Annotated in this window: 14 protein-coding genes; 11 read left to right on the plus strand and 3 right to left on the minus strand. The window is 70.8% G+C overall.

Going from position 1 to position 15,591, the window contains the following annotated elements; genetic code table 11:
- Positions 1 to 12: 12 nt before the first annotated feature.
- Positions 13 to 735, minus strand: a complete 723-nt coding sequence (locus tag J1M46_RS14140) for a VIT1/CCC1 transporter family protein (RefSeq protein ID WP_206448364.1) — start codon at positions 733 to 735, stop codon at positions 13 to 15.
- Positions 736 to 923: 188 nt separating this feature from the next.
- Here J1M46_RS14140 and sucC point away from each other — a divergent pair, with 188 nt between their 5' ends.
- From sucC to J1M46_RS15875, 5 genes are all read left to right on the plus strand, one after another.
- The gene (sucC, locus tag J1M46_RS14145) at positions 924 to 2,090 is read left to right on the plus strand and encodes an ADP-forming succinate--CoA ligase subunit beta (RefSeq protein WP_206448365.1); all 1,167 of its coding nucleotides are present in this window, start codon (positions 924 to 926) and stop codon (positions 2,088 to 2,090) included.
- A gap of 11 nt (positions 2,091 to 2,101) precedes the next feature.
- Complete coding sequence (gene sucD, locus J1M46_RS14150) at positions 2,102 to 3,001, plus strand: succinate--CoA ligase subunit alpha (protein ID WP_206448366.1); 900 nt, start codon at positions 2,102 to 2,104, stop codon at positions 2,999 to 3,001.
- A 137-nt stretch (positions 3,002 to 3,138) separates the two neighbouring features.
- Positions 3,139 to 3,312, plus strand: coding sequence for a hypothetical protein (locus tag J1M46_RS14155; protein WP_206448367.1), 174 nt, complete (start codon positions 3,139 to 3,141; stop codon positions 3,310 to 3,312).
- A 143-nt stretch (positions 3,313 to 3,455) separates the two neighbouring features.
- Positions 3,456 to 3,671: a hypothetical protein gene (locus tag J1M46_RS15870; protein WP_342384392.1), complete on the plus strand. Its 216-nt coding sequence runs from the start codon at positions 3,456 to 3,458 to the stop codon at positions 3,669 to 3,671.
- On the plus strand, positions 3,646 to 3,936 hold the full coding sequence (locus tag J1M46_RS15875) for a hypothetical protein (RefSeq protein ID WP_342384393.1): 291 nt from the start codon (positions 3,646 to 3,648) through the stop codon (positions 3,934 to 3,936). Before J1M46_RS15870 ends, J1M46_RS15875 begins: the two co-directional genes overlap by 26 nt.
- Positions 3,937 to 4,022: 86 nt before the next feature.
- On the opposite strand, the gene J1M46_RS14165 is transcribed toward J1M46_RS15875, so the two are convergent.
- Positions 4,023 to 6,242 (minus strand): NADP-dependent isocitrate dehydrogenase, encoded by a 2,220-nt coding sequence (locus J1M46_RS14165; protein WP_206448368.1) that lies wholly within the window; start codon positions 6,240 to 6,242, stop codon positions 4,023 to 4,025.
- A 151-nt stretch (positions 6,243 to 6,393) separates the two neighbouring features.
- Here J1M46_RS14165 and J1M46_RS14170 point away from each other — a divergent pair, with 151 nt between their 5' ends.
- The 6 genes from J1M46_RS14170 (at position 6,394) to J1M46_RS14195 (ending at position 15,052) form a co-directional block, all read left to right on the plus strand.
- Positions 6,394 to 7,881 carry a cell division protein PerM gene (locus J1M46_RS14170; RefSeq protein WP_206448369.1) on the plus strand — a complete coding sequence of 496 codons (1,488 nt, stop codon included), beginning with the start codon at positions 6,394 to 6,396 and terminating at the stop codon, positions 7,879 to 7,881.
- Positions 7,882 to 7,891: 10 nt separating this feature from the next.
- A complete protein-coding gene (gene purN, locus J1M46_RS14175) occupies positions 7,892 to 8,515 on the plus strand; it encodes a phosphoribosylglycinamide formyltransferase (protein WP_206448370.1) in 624 nt (207 codons plus the stop codon).
- On the plus strand, positions 8,512 to 10,329 hold the full coding sequence (gene purH, locus J1M46_RS14180) for a bifunctional phosphoribosylaminoimidazolecarboxamide formyltransferase/IMP cyclohydrolase (protein ID WP_206448371.1): 1,818 nt from the start codon (positions 8,512 to 8,514) through the stop codon (positions 10,327 to 10,329). Before purN ends, purH begins: the two co-directional genes overlap by 4 nt.
- A gap of 40 nt (positions 10,330 to 10,369) precedes the next feature.
- Positions 10,370 to 10,921 carry an adenylate kinase gene (locus J1M46_RS14185; protein WP_206448372.1) on the plus strand — a complete coding sequence of 184 codons (552 nt, stop codon included), beginning with the start codon at positions 10,370 to 10,372 and terminating at the stop codon, positions 10,919 to 10,921.
- Between the two features lie 397 nt (positions 10,922 to 11,318).
- Positions 11,319 to 13,247 carry an ABC transporter ATP-binding protein gene (locus tag J1M46_RS14190; protein ID WP_206448373.1) on the plus strand — a complete coding sequence of 643 codons (1,929 nt, stop codon included), beginning with the start codon at positions 11,319 to 11,321 and terminating at the stop codon, positions 13,245 to 13,247.
- Complete coding sequence (locus J1M46_RS14195; protein WP_206448374.1) at positions 13,244 to 15,052, plus strand: ABC transporter ATP-binding protein; 1,809 nt, start codon at positions 13,244 to 13,246, stop codon at positions 15,050 to 15,052. Before J1M46_RS14190 ends, J1M46_RS14195 begins: the two co-directional genes overlap by 4 nt.
- Before the next feature lie 52 nt (positions 15,053 to 15,104).
- Here the strand turns inward: J1M46_RS14195 and J1M46_RS14200 are convergent, their stop codons facing one another.
- Positions 15,105 to 15,551: a GNAT family N-acetyltransferase gene (locus J1M46_RS14200; RefSeq protein WP_206448375.1), complete on the minus strand. Its 447-nt coding sequence runs from the start codon at positions 15,549 to 15,551 to the stop codon at positions 15,105 to 15,107.
- Positions 15,552 to 15,591: the final 40 nt, after the last annotated feature.

Genomic DNA, 15,591 nt, shown 5'->3' on the forward strand with positions numbered 1-15,591 from the left:
GCGAGCTGAGGGCTAGCGCAACGGGGTGTCGAAGAGCGAGCCGACGAACCACGTCGCGGCGAGCGCCAACACCCCGCCGATGAGCACGCGCAGCATCGCGGCGCGCTTGCTCGAGGCGCCGATGCGCGCGGAGATGATGCCGGTGAGCAGCAGCGCGGTGACCGTCGCGACCACGATCGACCACGGCATCCATGCTGCGGGCGAGAGCAGCGCTGCCAGCAGCGGGATCAGGGAGCCGAGCGTGAACGCCACCGCCGAGGAGGCGGCTGCCGCCCACGGGTTGTTGAGGTCGTCGGGGTCGAGCTTGTACTCGACGTCGAGGTGCGCGCGCAGCGGATCTGCCTGCGTGAGTTCGACGGCGACCCGGTGCGCAGTGCCCGGCTCGAGTCCGCGCTCCTCGTACATGTGCGCGAGCTGGTCGATCTGCCCGTCGGGATTCGCCTGCAGCAGTGCCTGCTCGCGCCGGATCGCCGCGCGCTCGCTGTCGCGCTGCGACGAGACCGAGACGTACTCGCCCACGCCCATCGAGAATGCACCGGCGACCATGGCGGCGACACCGGCCGTGAGCACGCCGCCGATCGCGGTGCCGGCGCCGGCGACGCCGACCATCAGCGCCGAGGTGGAGACGATGCCGTCGTTCGCACCGAGCACCCCGGCGCGCAGCCAGTTGAGCTTCGACATCATCGATGCGACGGGCGGCGGCAGGTCGGGCCGGCGCTGCAGAGCGGGATCCATGGACGTTCCTCCTGAACCTCCATCGTCGACCGTCGCAGGGCCGTCCGCAAGCAAGGCGAGGCTCGTGCGAAAGCCGCAAGAAAGCCGAATCTTGGCCCTTCGGCGGCCCGAAAGCGGGCGGGGGTGCATGCGCCGGGCGGCTAGGCTTGCCACGGCGAATCCCCCCACACACACGGATTGGATGACGCGTGGATCTCTACGAGTACCAGGCAAGAGACCTGTTCGAGCAGCACGGGGTGCCCGTGCTGCGCGGCATCACGGCAGACACCCCCGAGCAGGCCGAGGCAGCAGCCACGGAGCTCGGCGGCGGTGTCGTGGTCGTGAAGGCACAGGTCAAGACCGGCGGACGAGGCAAGGCAGGCGGCGTGAAGCTGGCCAAGAGCCCCGCAGAGGCGAAGGACGCAGCGGATGCGATCCTCGGCCTCGACATCAAGGGGCACACGGTGCGCCGCGTGATGGTGGCGGAGGGCGCCGCGATCAAGGAGGAGTACTACTTCTCCGTGCTGCTGGACCGAGCGAACCGCTCCTACCTCGCTATGTGCTCCTTCGAGGGCGGCATGGAGATCGAGCAGCTGGCCGAAGAGCGCCCCGAGGCGCTCGCGAAGATCGAGGTCGACCCCGCCGTCGGCATCGACGCCGCGAAGGCCGAGGAGATCGTGCGCGCCGGCAAGTTCCCCGAGGAGCTCGTCGCGAAGGTCGCACCGGTGATCGTCAAGCTCTACGACGTCTTCGTCAAGGAGGACGCCACGCTGGTCGAGGTGAACCCGCTCGTGCTCACCGAGGCCGGAGACATCATCGCGCTCGACGGCAAGATCACGCTCGACGAGAACGCCGACTTCCGCCAGCCCGGCCACGCCGCGCTCGAGGACAAGGACGCGGCCGACCCGCTCGAGGCGAAGGCCAAGGAGTCCGACCTCAACTACGTGAAGCTCGACGGCCAGGTCGGCATCATCGGCAACGGCGCAGGGCTCGTCATGTCCACGCTCGACGTGGTCGCCTACGCGGGTGAGAAGCATGGCGGTGTGAAGCCGGCCAACTTCCTCGACATCGGCGGCGGCGCATCCGCCGAGGTCATGGCGGCCGGTCTCGACGTGATCCTGAACGACAAGGACGTGAAGAGCGTCTTCGTCAACGTCTTCGGCGGCATCACCGCGTGCGACGCGGTCGCCACGGGCATCGTGCAGGCGCTCGAGATCCTCGGCGACGAGGCCTCGAAGCCGCTCGTCGTCCGACTCGACGGCAACAACGTCGAGGAGGGTCGCAAGATCCTCGCCGACGCCGGGCACCCGCTGGTGACGGTTGTCGACACGATGGACGAGGCAGCCGACAAGGCCGCCGAACTGGCCGCGGCGTAAGGGAGCAAGAGATGTCGATCTACCTCAACAAGGACAACAAGGTCATCGTGCAGGGCATCACCGGCGGCGAGGGCTCGAAGCACACCGCCCGCATGCTCGCGGCCGGCACCCAGATCGTCGGCGGCGTGAACGCGCGCAAGGCCGGCACGACCGTGACGCACACGGCGCAGGACGGCTCGCAGCTCGAGCTGCCCGTGTTCGGCTCGGTCACCGAGGCCATGGAGGCCACCGGCGCCGACACCTCGATCGTCTTCGTGCCGCCGGCATTCGCCAAGGACGCCGTCATCGAGGCCGTCGACGCGGGCATCGGCCTGCTCGTGGTCATCACCGAGGGCATCCCCGTGCAGGACTCGGCCGAGTTCTGGGCGCACGCGAAGGCCAAGGGCACCACGCGCATCATCGGCCCGAACTGCCCCGGCATCATCACGCCGGAGGAGTCGCTCGTCGGCATCACGCCGGCGAACATCACCGGCAAGGGCCCGATCGGCCTGGTCTCGAAGTCGGGCACGCTGACCTACCAGATGATGTTCGAGCTGCGCGACCTGGGCTTCTCGACCGCCATCGGCATCGGCGGAGACCCGGTCATCGGCACCACGCACATCGATGCGCTCGAGGCCTTCGAGGCCGACCCTGAGACCAAGGCGATCGTCATGATCGGCGAGATCGGCGGCGACGCCGAGGAGCGCGCGGCCGACTACATCAAGGCGCACGTCACGAAGCCGGTCGTCGGCTATGTTGCGGGCTTCACCGCCCCCGAGGGCAAGACGATGGGCCACGCAGGCGCGATCGTCTCGGGCTCGTCGGGCACGGCCGAGGCGAAGCAGGAGGCCCTCGAGGCCGCCGGCGTCAAGGTCGGCAAGACGCCGACCGAGACCGCTCGCCTGATGCGGGAGATCATCGAGTCGCTCTGACGCGACAGACCTGGGGCCCCGGCTGATGCCGGGGCCCTTCGTCGTCGGCGGGTGCGCTCAGGCCTCGCCAGGGTGCGCGGACTACGGTGGCCGCACGATCCGACGAGCCATCGTCGGCGACGAGCGAGGAGGCGGCGATGAGCGAGCAGCAGGGCAACGAGCACGAGGGCACGAAGAAGCCCGGCGGGCTCGGCGAGGACGGCACGATCCCGCCTGAGGAGGACGGCCTCGGAGCGACCACCACCGACGAGCCGTCGACCTTCGAGCCCGAGGAGGACGAAGCCGCGGCGCCAGAGGTCGACGGGCGCTGATGGCCGCCGGCGCAGCGCACGCGACGATCCTGTGCGCGACGTGCGGCGTCGAGTCAGCCGAGCCGCTGCCGGAGACCTGCCCCATCTGCGCCGACGAGCGGCAGTGGGTGCCGAAGTAGGGGCAGGGGTGGACGAGCACGGACGTGCACGCCCGCGACGGCATGCGCATCGACGTCGTCGAGGTCGAGTCGAGGCTCTGGGCGCTCACCTCCGAGCCCGCCGTCGGCATCGGTCAGCGGGCGCTGCTGGTGCAGACCGAGGCCGGCAACCGAGGTCGATCTGCTGCCCGGCGTACGGCTGATCCGCTTCGGCGGTCACTTCCCGGGCTCCTGCATGGTGCTCTGGGCGCAGGGCAGTGACGGTGAGGGATCATTGCTGGCGGGCGACACGATCCAGCCCAAGCCCGCCCGGGCCAGTTTGGGCTTCATGCGCTCGTTCCCGAACAACATCCCGATGTCGCCGGGCGTCGTGCGGCGCATCGCCGATCAGCTCGCGCCGCTGCCGTACCGCCGCATCTACGGCAACATCCCTGGCCAGCTGATCGAGGAGGGCCCTGCGGCGGTCGAGCGCTCAGCTGCCCGCCACATCGCCTGGTGCCGCGGAGAGCACGACGACCTGACCTGAACTGCGCTCTTCGCGCACCGGCTGCGTTCCCAGGACCTGCAGAGACGACGAATGGCCCGGCCGGAGCCGGGCCATTCGCGGACAGATCAGCGCAGCGGCGCGAGGATCGCGTTGAGCGAGGAGCTCGGCCGCATGGCGGCGTCGGCCAGGTCGGTCTCGACGCGGTAGTAGCCGCCCAGGTCGACGGGGCTGCCCTGCACGGCCAGCAGCTCCTGCTCGATCGTGCTGGTCTGCGAGACCATCGCCTCGGCCACCGGTGCGAACGTCGCCTGCAGCGCCGCATCATCGGTCTGCGCGGCAAGCTCCTCGGCCCAGTAGCGCGCGAGCCAGAAGTGGCTGCCGCGGTTGTCGATCTCGCCGACCTTCCGCGAGGGCGACTTGTTCTCGTTCAGGAACGAGCCGGTCGCGGCGTCGAGCGTCTCGGCCAGCACGCCGGCGCGAGCGTTGCCCGTGGTCACCGACAGGTGGCGGAACGACTCGGCCAGCGCCATGAACTCGCCCAGCGAGTCCCAGCGCAGGTGGTTCTCCTCGACGAGCTGCTGCACGTGCTTCGGGGCAGAGCCGCCGGCGCCCGTCTCGAACAGCCCGCCGCCGTTGAGCAGCGGCACCACCGACAGCATCTTCGCGCTGGTGCCCAGCTCGAGGATGGGGAACAGGTCGGTGTTGTAGTCGCGCAGCACGTTGCCGGTCACCGAGATGGTGTCCTCGCCACGACGGATGCGCTCGATCGAGACCTTCGTCGCCTCGACAGGGGAGAGGATCTGGATGTCGAGGCCGTCGGTGTCGTGCTTCGGCAGCTCTGCCTCGACCTTCTTGATCAGCTCGGCGTCGTGTGCGCGGCCCTTGTCGAGCCAGAAGATCGCGGGAGTCGACGAGGCGCGGGCGCGGGTGACCGCGAGCTTCACCCAGTCGCGCACCGGCACGTCCTTGGTCTGGCAGGCACGCCAGATGTCGCCGGCCTCGACCTCGTGCGACATGAGCACCTCGCCGGTCGAGTTCACGACCTCGACGCGACCGTCCCGCTCGATGCGGAAGGTCTTGTCGTGCGAGCCGTACTCCTCGGCCTTCTGCGCCATCAGGCCGACGTTCGGCACGGAGCCCATCGTCGTCGGGTCGAAGGCGCCATTGGCCTGGCAGTCCTCGATCGTCGCCTGATAGACGCCGGCGTAGGAGGAGTCGGGGATCACGGCGAGCGTGTCCGCCTCTTCGCCATCCGGGCCCCACATGTGACCGGACTGGCGGATCATGGCCGGCATCGACGCATCCACGATCACGTCACTGGGCACGTGCAGGTTGGTGATGCCGCGGTCGGAGTTCACCATCGCCAGGCGCGGGCCGTCGGCGATGCCGTCCTCGATCGCCTTGCGCACGCCGGCAGCGGTCGAGTCGTCGAGCTCACCCAGGCCCGACAGGATCGACGCGAGGCCGTTCTCGGGCGACAGGCCTGCCGCCTCGAGCTGCGCGCCGTACTTCTCGAACACGGCAGGCAGGAACGCGCGCACCACGTGGCCGAAGATGATCGGATCGGAGACCTTCATCATGGTGGCCTTCAGGTGGGCCGAGAAGAGCACGTGCTCGTCACGGGCGCGCTTGATCTGCTCGGTGAGGAAGGCATCCAGCGCCTTCGCGCTCATGAAGGTGGCGTCGACGACCTCGCCGGCGAGCACCGGCAGCGACTCCTTCAGCACGGTGGTCTCGCCGTCGGTGCCCACCAGGCGGATCTGCAGTGTGTCATCGGCCGGCATCGTCACCGACTGCTCGTTCGAGAAGAAGTCGCCTTCGCTCATGGTGGCCACGGCGGTCTTCGAGTCCTCGGCCCACGCGCCCATCGAGTGCGGGTGCTTGCGGGCGAACTCCTTCACCGAGCGCGGCGCGCGGCGGTCGCTGTTGCCCTCGCGCAGCACCGGGTTGACTGCCGAACCCTTGATGGCGTCGTAGCGGGCGCGGATGTCGCGCTCCTCGTCGCTCGCGGGCTCGTCCGGGTAGTCGGGCAGTGCGATGCCGCGCTCCTGCAGCTCCGTGACGGCCGCCTTCAGCTGCGGCACCGACGCCGAGATGTTCGGCAGCTTGATGATGTTGGCCTCCGGCGTCTGGGCCAGCGCGCCCAGCTCTGCCAGCGCATCCGACTCCTGCTGGTCGGCAGGCAGCAGGTCGGCAAAGGCGCTGACGATGCGCCCGGCGAGCGAGATGTCGCGGCTCTCGACCTCCACGTCGGCCGCGGCGGCGAATGCGCTCACGATCGGCAGGAAGGAGTGCGTGGCGAGCATCGGCGCCTCGTCGGTGTACGTGTAGATGATCTTGGCCATGCGGCTCGAACCCCTCGCGGTGAAGTGATGGACGGCGGCCGGGAGTGCGTGCACAGGCCGCGCCGTGCCCCTCCAACCTACCGTGAGCCCAGCGGGTGGTGCGCGGCGAGGCGACCACGACGAGAGCGGATGCCTCGGTACAGTGCCAGCCGTGCGTCGCGTGTGGGCCGGGATCGGCCAGGCAGTCGAGTCCGCCGCCATCGCGGCGGTCGGACTCGTCGTGTGTGCGCTCGCCGTGCTCGCCGTCTGGGGCTTCGACCAGGGCTTCGGCGGCGACCCGCTGCTGCAGTGGCGCTTGGCGGCCGACACCTGGTTGCTCGGGCACGGCGTCGACATCGGCATCTCGCTCGGCCGTGACGCCGTCGTCGCTGTCGGCATCGAGGAGGCCGGGCGCTCGTTCGTGCTCTCGCTCGGCGCCTGGGGCATCGGGTTCATCACCTTCTGGCTGCACTGGCGCAGCGGGCGCCGGCTCGCCTCGCTGCCGCTGATCGACACGGCCATCGCGGTCGTGCTCGGCACCGCCGCGACCGCGGTGATCGGCCTGCTGGTGGGCTCGAGCGCGCAGCACTCCAGCGCCGCGCCCAACCTCGCGCACGCGGCGATCCTGCCCGCGCTCGTCGCACTGCTCGGCATGGTCGCTGCGGTGGTGGCGGTGCACGGGCATGATTGGCTGGCCGCCATCGCGCGCAGCCTCACGATCGAGGATCAGTGGCTGCGGCCCGTCCGCGCGGCGATCCGCGCGGGCTTCGGCGGCGCGATCGGCGTGCTCGGCATCGGCGCGCTGCTGGTCGCCGTCGGCCTGTTCCTGCGCTTCACCGAGGCGCTGCTGATGCTCGAGTCGCTCGGCGTCACGCCGGTCGGCGTGGTCGTCATGTTCCTGCTGCAGCTGGCGCTCGCGCCGATCGCGGTGGTCTGGGGCGCCTCATGGGCGATCGGGCCGGGCTTCATGATCGGCACCGGCTCAAGCATCTCGCCGCTGGGCACCGACCTCGGCCCCGTGCCGGCGATGCCGCTGCTGGCCGCCATCGACCCGAGCGCGCAGCCCTGGATGGCGGTCGTCGTCGCGCTGCCGGTGCTCGCGGCGGTGCTGGTGGGCGTGCTCGCACGCCAGAGCCTGCTGGCCGGCAGCGAGGCGCGCCCGGTGCACTGGTGGGAGCTCGCGATCGCCGCAGTCGGCGGCGGAGTGCTGGCGGGGGCGCTGCTGGGCATCGCCGCCATGCTCGCCACCGGCGCAGCCGGTCCCGGCAGGCTCGAGACGACCGGTCCGGATGCGGTGCTCGTCGCCGCCTGGGGAGCGCTCGAGATCGGGATCGGCCTGCTGATCGGCATGATCGCCGGCGGCAGGAGCGCCGGTGCGCTCGCGGGCGGCTTCGCGGTGCCGCTCGCCGCGGAGCGCGAGGGATCGACGATCCGCGAGTTCTTCGGCTTCGGTCGCGGGGACGACGCACCCGAGCCGGACGTCGACGCGCAGGAGACCGAGGTGATCGAGCCGCTGCCCGCCGAGCAGCCGGCCGAGGAGACGCAGCCGGTCGTGTCGGTCTCCACCGAGGATCAGACCAGCACGCAGGCGGTCGAGCCCGTGGCCGAAGACGCAGCCGGCGACGACCGCGAGGCGGAGGCCGACCGCAGCCCTCGGTAGGATGGAGTCCGTGCTGCGTCTCGTCGTCCTCGTCTCCGGCAGCGGCACCAACTTCGCCGATCTGCTGCACCGCACGAAGGCGGGGCGCGTGCCTGCCGAGATCATCGCCGTCGGCGCCGACCGCGAGTGCGGCGGCATCGAGACGGCCCGGGCCGCCGGCATCCCCACCTTCGTCGAGCCCTTCACGGCACCGCGCGAGGAGTGGTCGATGCGCATCGCCGACCGCATCGCCCCCTTCGAGCCCGACCTGGTCGTGCTGTCCGGCTTCATGCGGCTGCTCTCCAGCGCCGCCGTCGCCCGGTTCGAGCCTGCCATCCTCAACACCCACCCGGCGCACCTGCCCGAGTTCCCCGGCGCGCACGGCGTCCGCGACGCGCTCGCGGCCGGCGTGGCCGAGAGCGGCGCATCCGTCATCATCGTCGACAGCGGCGTCGACACCGGCCCGATCCTCGCGCAGCAGCGCGTGCCGGTGCTGCCCGGCGACACCCAGGATGTGCTGCACGAGCGCATCAAGCTCGTCGAGCGCGACCTGCTGGCGCGGGTCATCGGCCACATCGCCGACGGCTCCATCGACCTCGCCGATCACGGCATCGAACGCCGACTCGACCGACCCGACAGTGAAGGAACACAGTGAGCGGACCCCAGCACGACCCGAGTCTCTACCGCGACCGCGACCAGGTGCCGTTCCAGCGCGCGCTCATCTCGGTGAGCGACAAGAGCGGCATCGTCGAGCTCGCCGGCTCGCTCGCCGCCGCCGGGGTCGAGCTGGTCTCCACCGGCTCGACCGCGAAGATGCTGGCGGATGCGGGACTGCCGGTCACCGAGGTCGCTCGCGTCACGGGGTTCCAGGAGGCGCTCGACGGGCGCGTGAAGACGCTGCACCCCGCCATCCACGCCGGCCTGCTCGCCGACCTGCGGCTCGAGCACCACGAGGCGCAGCTGGCCGAGCTGGGCATCGCGCCCTTCGAGCTCGTGATCGTGAACCTCTACCCCTTCGTGGAGACGGTGCGCTCGGGCGCGCCCGATGCCGACATCGTCGAGCAGATCGACATCGGCGGCCCGGCGATGGTGCGCGCATCCGCCAAGAACCACGCGAACGTGGCGATCGTCACCGACCCGCGCGTCTACCCGCTGATCGCCAAGGCGGCAGCCACCGGGCTCTCGCTCATGCAGCGCCGCGCGCTGGCCCGCGACGCCTTCGCGCACACCGCCGGCTACGACCGCGCGGTCGCGTGCTGGTTCGCCGGCGAGCCGGTCGAGGAGCTGCCTGCAGCACCGGCAGCCGCTGCTGCACCCGCGGCCGCAGCACCCGTAGACGCCGCGACCGCTGCCGCAGCGCCGTCTGCCGCCGCGCCGGTCGCCGAGGCGCCCGCGCTGGTCGAGCCGGGCGAGCAGCGCCCCACGGCGGCGCCCGCGCCCGCCCGCGCGGACGCGGCGGGCGCGGCTGCGCAGACCGACGCATCCGACGCCCTGCCCGACACCGGCAGCGCCACCGGACTGCTTCGGGCCGTCGGCGCGGCGAGCCTCGTGCAGGGGCTGCGCTACGGCGAGAACAGCCACCAGCAGGCTGGCCTGTTCGGGCTGCCGGGCGGGAACGGCATCACGCAGGCCGAGCTGCTGCACGGCAAGCCGATGTCGTTCAACAACTACGTCGACGCCGATGCCGCCCTGCGCGCCGCGTTCGACTTCACCGAGCCGGCCGTCGCCATCATCAAGCACGCGAACCCCTGCGGCATCGCGGTCGCAGCACCGGGCGCCGCCGACGCGATCGCCTCGGCGCACCAGCGCGCCCACGCCTGCGACCCGGTGTCGGCCTTCGGCGGCGTGATCGCCGCGAACCGCACGGTGACCGCGGCCATGGCCGAGACGGTGAAGGACATCTTCACCGAGGTGGTCGTCGCGCCCGACTTCGAGCCCGAGGCGCTCGAGCTGCTGACGGCCAAGAAGAACATCCGGCTGCTGCGCCTGCCCGCCGGCTACGTGCGCGAGGGCAGCGAGCTGCGGCAGGTCTCGGGCGGCGTGCTCGTGCAGCAGCCCGACACCTTCGAGGGCTTCTCGTCGCACACCTGGCGGCGCGTGTCGGGCTCGCACGTCTCCGACGCGGTGCTCGCCGACCTCGAGTTCGCGTGGCGCGCGGTGCGCTCGGTGAAGTCGAACGCCATCCTGCTCGCCTCCGGCCTCGCCTCGGTGGGCGTCGGCATGGGGCAGGTCAACCGGGTCGACTCGTGCCACCTCGCCGTCTCGCGCGCGGGGGAGCGGGCGGCCGGCTCGGTGGCAGCGTCGGACGCGTTCTTCCCGTTCGCCGACGGCCTGCAGGTGCTGCTCGACGCGGGCGTCACCGCGGTCGTGCAGCCGGGCGGATCGGTGCGCGACGAGGAGGTCGTCGCGGCCGCGAACGCCGCCGGCATCACGATGTACTTCACGGGCGAGCGGCACTTCGCTCACTGAGCGCGCGCGGCACTCCGCGCTCGCCGGTAGTCTCGCTCGGATGAGCGCGGGCACCATCGACGACGTGCGGCGGGCTCGCCGCATCCTCTGCTTCGGCGCCACCGGCTCCGGCAAGTCGACGATGGCGGCGCTGCTGGGGGAGCGGCTCGGCCTGCCCGTCGTGCTGGTCGACGAGCTGTGCTGGGAGCCGGGCTGGGTGCAGCCGCCGCGCGACGAGCTCGACCGGCGCATCCTGCCGGTGCTCGATGGCGAGGCCTACGTCATCGACTCGGTCTACCGCTTCCACAACGCCGCCGCGCTCGAGCGCGTCGACGCGATCGTCGGCCTCGACTACCCGCGCGCCACCTCGCTCGCGCGCCTCGTGCGCCGCACGGCCCGACGCATCCGCACCCGTGAGCTGGTCTGCAACGGCAACCGCGAGAGCCTGCGCATCGCGCTCTCGAGCGATTCGATCCTGTGGTGGCACTTCCGCTCCTGGCGCTCGAAGCGCGAGCGCCTCCGGCAGTGGCACGCGGATGCGTCGGCGCCACCCGTGCTCCTCCTGGCGCGCCCCCGCCACGCGGACGCCCTGCTCGCGCAGCTGGAAGGCTGACGTCCCGGCGCCACCCTCCGTGCGCACGAGTGGGGGACAAAGCAGAAATGATTGGGAGACCTCGATCACAGGGGTGGACGGGGCAACCCGCATCTGCTTAGACTGAAAGGCTGCACGCGCCACACCGGAGCGGCCGACCAAGGAGGATGCCATGAGCACGACGACGACCGCCCCGATCGCTGCCGCCGGCCTCTTCCCCGTCCGCTCCGCACGCGCAGGCGTCCGCTAGCAGGAGGGCCAGCCAGCCCGCCGCGAGCCCTGCTCGCCCCGTCGCAGTCGGATCGCCCTGAGCTGTCAGTGGCGCGACCGATCATCGACGAAGCACCACCCCTGGCGACCCACCGGTCGCACCGCTCCAACCGCTGGCGCACGACGCCGGCGGCATGAAGGATCCGCAATGTCCTCGTCCCTCCCGGACCAGTCCCCGCCCGACCAGACCTCTGGCGACCAGACCTCTGGCGTCCAGAGCCCTGGCGACACCAAGCCGATCGGCCACCTGAGCGCGCTTGCGCGGCTGCTGCCGTACATCCGCCCCGTGCTGCCGAGGCTGCTGCTGGGCACGTTCGCAGCACTGCTCTCAGCGCTGCTGAGCCTCGCGACACCGATGGTGATGCGCGTGCTCGTCGACGGCCCGCTCGCCGAGGCAGACGCGGCCGCCGTCTGGCCTGTCGCGCTGCTGATCCTGGCGCTGGCGCTGGGCGAGGCCTTCTTCGTCTTCATGCGCCGCTTCCTCGTCACGCTGCCGTCGACGCAGGTCGAGGCGACGATGCGCAGCGCGCTCTACCGCAAGCTGCAGGCGCTGCCGGTCGCCTTCCACGACCGCTGGCAGTCCGGCCAGCTGCTCAGCCGCGCCGTGCAGGATCTCGGCATGATCCGCCGCTTCAGCGCCTTCGGCGCACCGCTGCTGGTCGTCAACGCGATCACCCTCGCGGTCGGCATCGTCATCCTGTTCGTCTGGAGCCCGATCCTGGCGTCGGTGTTCGTGGTGATGTCCGCGCCGGTCGTGTTCGTGGCGCTGCGCTTCGAGCGCCGCTACTTCCTCGTCTCGCGTGCCGCGCAGGATCAGGCCGGCGACCTCGCGACCACGGTCGAGCAGTCGATCCACGGCATCCGCGTGCTGAAGGCGTTCGGCCGCGGCCGGCACGCGCTCGAGGGCTTCACGAGCCAGGCCTCAACGCTGCGCGAGACCGAGATCGACAAGGCGCGCATGGACGGCCACCTGTGGATGTGGCTGACGATCGTCCCCTACGTCTCCTACGCCGTCTGCCTGTTCCTGGGCGTCGCCCTCACCGCGAGCGGTCAGCTCTCGGTCGGCACGCTCGCGGGCTTCTTCGCGGTCGCGATGGTGCTCAACTGGCCCATCGAGTCGATCGGGTTCCTCTTCGCGTTCCTCATCGACGCGTCGAACGCCTCGCGCCGCTTCCACGAGATCATCGATTCCGAGAACACGATCGTCGACCCGGTCGCGCCGCGCACGATCGCGAGCCCGAAGGGCCGGCTCGTGTTCGAGGACGTGCACTTCCGCTACCAGGACGCGCAGCCGCACGAGCGCGACCTCGTCGACGGCGCGACGCTCACGCTCGAGCCGGGCGAGACGATGGCGCTCATCGGCGTCACCGGCTCCGGCAAGACGACGCTCACCGCGCTGCCCACCCGCCTGTACGACGTGACGGGTGGCCGCGTGCTGCTCGACGGCGTCGACGTGCGCGATCTCACGCTCGAGGAGCTGCGCACGCACGTGGCGATGGCCTTCGAGGACGCGACGCTGTTCTCGGCGTCCGTGCGCGACAACGTGCTCATGGGTGCCCCGGATGCGTCCGAGGAGGCCCTCGACCGCGCCCTCGCGATCGCGCAGGCCGACTTCGCACGCGACCTGCCGAAGGGTCTCGACACCGAGATCGGTGAGGAGGGCCTCTCGCTCTCCGGCGGCCAGCGGCAGCGGCTCGCGCTCGCCCGCGCGGTGGCCGCGGCGCCCGCGGTGCTCGTGCTCGACGACCCGCTCTCGGCGCTCGACGTCGAGACGGAGGCGCTCGTCGAGGCGGCGCTGCGCAACGTGCTCGAGACGACGACGGCGCTCATCGTCGCCCACCGGCCGAGCACCGTGCAGCTCGCCGACCGCGTCGCGCTCATGCGTGACGGCAGGATCGACGACGTCGGCACGCACTCCGAGCTGCTCGCGCGCAGCGCGCACTATCGCTTCGTCATCTCCAGCCTCGAGGAGGCGGCGCGCGACCGGAAGACCATCGAGACCGTCACCGGCTCGATGGAGCAGATCCAGCTCGACGACCTCGATCCGCAGACGACCACCGAGGAGGTGACCCGATGACCGTCCAGGGAGTGCAGGGCGAAGACCGCACCGACTACACGAAGGCGGAGTCGAAGCAGATCCGCGCGCGCTCGCGCCGGCTGCTCGGCTCGCTGCTCAAGCCGCACATGGCACGCGTGGTGCTGACGATGGTGCTCGTCGTGATCGCGGTCGCCGCGAACGTCGCCGGGCCCATGCTCATCGCCTACGGCATCGACACCGCGCTGCCGGCCATCATCGAGCGGTCCGACTGGGTGCCGCTGTGGGGCGCGACGATCGTCTACATCGTCGCCGCGATCGTCGGCGGCGTGCTCATGTTCGTCTACACCGTGAGCATCGCGCGCATCAGCCAGACGGTGCTGTTCGACCTCCGCCGCCGGCTCTTCGACCACGCGCAGCGCCTCAGCCTCGAGTTCCACGAGAGCTACACCTCGGGCCGCATCATCGCGCGGCAGACGAGCGACCTCGAATCGATCCGCGACCTGCTCGACCAGGGGCTCAACGAGCTCGTGCGGGGCGTGCTGTTCATGGGCTTCACGGCGGTCGCCATCACGATCCTCGACCCGCTCTCGGGCCTCATCATCTTCGTGGCCCTCGTCCCCGCAGTCATCCTCACCCGCTGGTTCCAGCTGCGCTCGACGAAGCTGTTCCGCGAGACCCGCACGACCAGCGCGCGCATGATCGTGCACTTCGTCGAGACCATGACGGGCATCCGTGCGGTGAAGGCGTTCCGCACGGAGCCGAGGGACCAGCACGAGTTCGACCAGCGCGTCGACGACTACCGCGACGCGAACTTCCGCACCATCAACATCTTCGGCATCTACGAGCCGGGCATCATGGCGATCGGCGCGATCACGCTCGCGACGCTCGTGCTGGTCGGCGGCCTGCGCGTCGTCGACGGCACGCTCGACATCGGTGCGCTGCTGGGCATCGCGCTCTACGCGCGCAACTTCTTCCAGCCCATCCAGGGCATCGGGATGTTCTTCAACGGCTACCAGGCGGCCTCGGCCGCGCTCGAGAAGATCTCGGGCGTGCTCGAGGAGGAGCCGACGGTCAAGGAGCCGGCGGCACCCAAGGCATTGCCGGCCTCGCGCGGCCAGATCGACTTCGACGAGGTGCGCTTCTCGTACGGCAGCGACACGACGGTGCTGCCCGACTTCGAGCTGCACATCCCCTCCGGGCAGACGATCGCGCTCGTCGGCACCACCGGCGCGGGCAAGTCGACGCTCGCGAAGCTCGTCTCGCGCTTCTACGACCCCACCGAGGGCTCTGTGAAGCTCGACGGCGTCGACCTGCGTGCGCTCACGAACGACGACCTCCGGAGGGCGGTCGTGATGGTCACGCAGGAGGCCTATCTCTTCTCGGGCACCGTGGCCGACAACATCGCGCTCGGCAGGCCCGGCGCGAGCGTCGAGGACATCGAGATGGCAGCCCGAGCCGTCGGCGCGCACGAGTTCATCACGGCGCTGCCGGACGGCTACGACACCGACGTGAACAAGCGCGGCGGCCGCGTGAGCGCCGGCCAGCGGCAGCTGCTGTCGTTCGCGCGCGCCTTCCTCGCCGATCCGCGCGTGCTCATCCTCGACGAGGCCACCGCCTCGCTCGACATCCCCTCCGAGCGGCTCGTGCAGGAGGGCCTGACGACGCTGCTGGCCGACCGCACGGCCATCATCATCGCCCACCGGCTCTCGACCGTCGCGATCGCCGACCGGGTACTGGTGATGGAGCACGGCCGCATCATCGAGGACGGCAGCCCCGACGAGCTCATCGCCCAGGGCGGCAAGTTCGCGTCGCTGCACCGCGCCTGGCGCGACTCGCTGGTGTGATCGGCGGTGGCGCTACGGTGCGAGCGCGCACGGCGGTGGGCCCGTCAGGCTGTCAGAGCGACTTGCGCCCGATGGATTCGCCGTACTCGTTCTCGCCGATGATCTCGAAGCCGACGGCCTGGAAGAAGTTGCCCGGCCCGAGATCGTCCTCCTCCCACACCGCGTAGACGCTGTCGAAGCCGAGGCGCTTGGCCTCCTGGGCGACCTGGTCGACGGTGAAGGTGCCGACGCCGCGGCGCTGCGCCTCGCCCGCCACGTACATGCGGAGGATGCTCGAGCGGTATTCGTCGCGATCGACCTCGGCGTCGAAGTTGGCCATCACGTAGGCCACCGGCTCGTCGCCGTCGAAGATGACGCGCTGCCAGGCGCTCTGCGTGTTGACGAATTCCTCGAGCTTCGCATTGGCCGCGAGGAAGGCCTCTTGGCCGCGTTTCAGCGTCATGCCGTTGGCCGCGACGACGTTCGCGGCGGAGAGCTCTTCGAGGCGCAGGTTCGTCATGGGCACACCGTACCAGCGCCCGCCCCGCTGCCACATGGGA

Source organism: Agrococcus sp. KRD186 (assembly GCF_017168255.1).
Classification (GTDB): Bacteria; Actinomycetota; Actinomycetes; order Actinomycetales; family Microbacteriaceae; genus Agrococcus.

Excerpts from the sequence above, each read along its gene's own strand:
- J1M46_RS15875 (WP_342384393.1), top strand. The coding sequence starts at position 3,646 with ATGGTGCTCTGGGCGCAGGGCAGTGACGGTGAGGGATCATTGCTGGCG.
- J1M46_RS14190 (WP_206448373.1), top strand. The coding sequence starts at position 11,319 with ATGTCCTCGTCCCTCCCGGACCAGTCCCCGCCCGACCAGACCTCTGGC.
- J1M46_RS14165 (WP_206448368.1), bottom strand. The coding sequence starts at position 6,242 with ATGGCCAAGATCATCTACACGTACACCGACGAGGCGCCGATGCTCGCC.
- J1M46_RS14185 (WP_206448372.1), top strand. The coding sequence starts at position 10,370 with ATGAGCGCGGGCACCATCGACGACGTGCGGCGGGCTCGCCGCATCCTC.
- sucD (WP_206448366.1), top strand. The coding sequence starts at position 2,102 with ATGTCGATCTACCTCAACAAGGACAACAAGGTCATCGTGCAGGGCATC.
- J1M46_RS14200 (WP_206448375.1), bottom strand. The coding sequence starts at position 15,551 with ATGACGAACCTGCGCCTCGAAGAGCTCTCCGCCGCGAACGTCGTCGCG.
- J1M46_RS14140 (WP_206448364.1), bottom strand. The coding sequence starts at position 735 with ATGGATCCCGCTCTGCAGCGCCGGCCCGACCTGCCGCCGCCCGTCGCA.
- J1M46_RS14195 (WP_206448374.1), top strand. The coding sequence starts at position 13,244 with ATGACCGTCCAGGGAGTGCAGGGCGAAGACCGCACCGACTACACGAAG.
- J1M46_RS14155 (WP_206448367.1), top strand. The coding sequence starts at position 3,139 with ATGAGCGAGCAGCAGGGCAACGAGCACGAGGGCACGAAGAAGCCCGGC.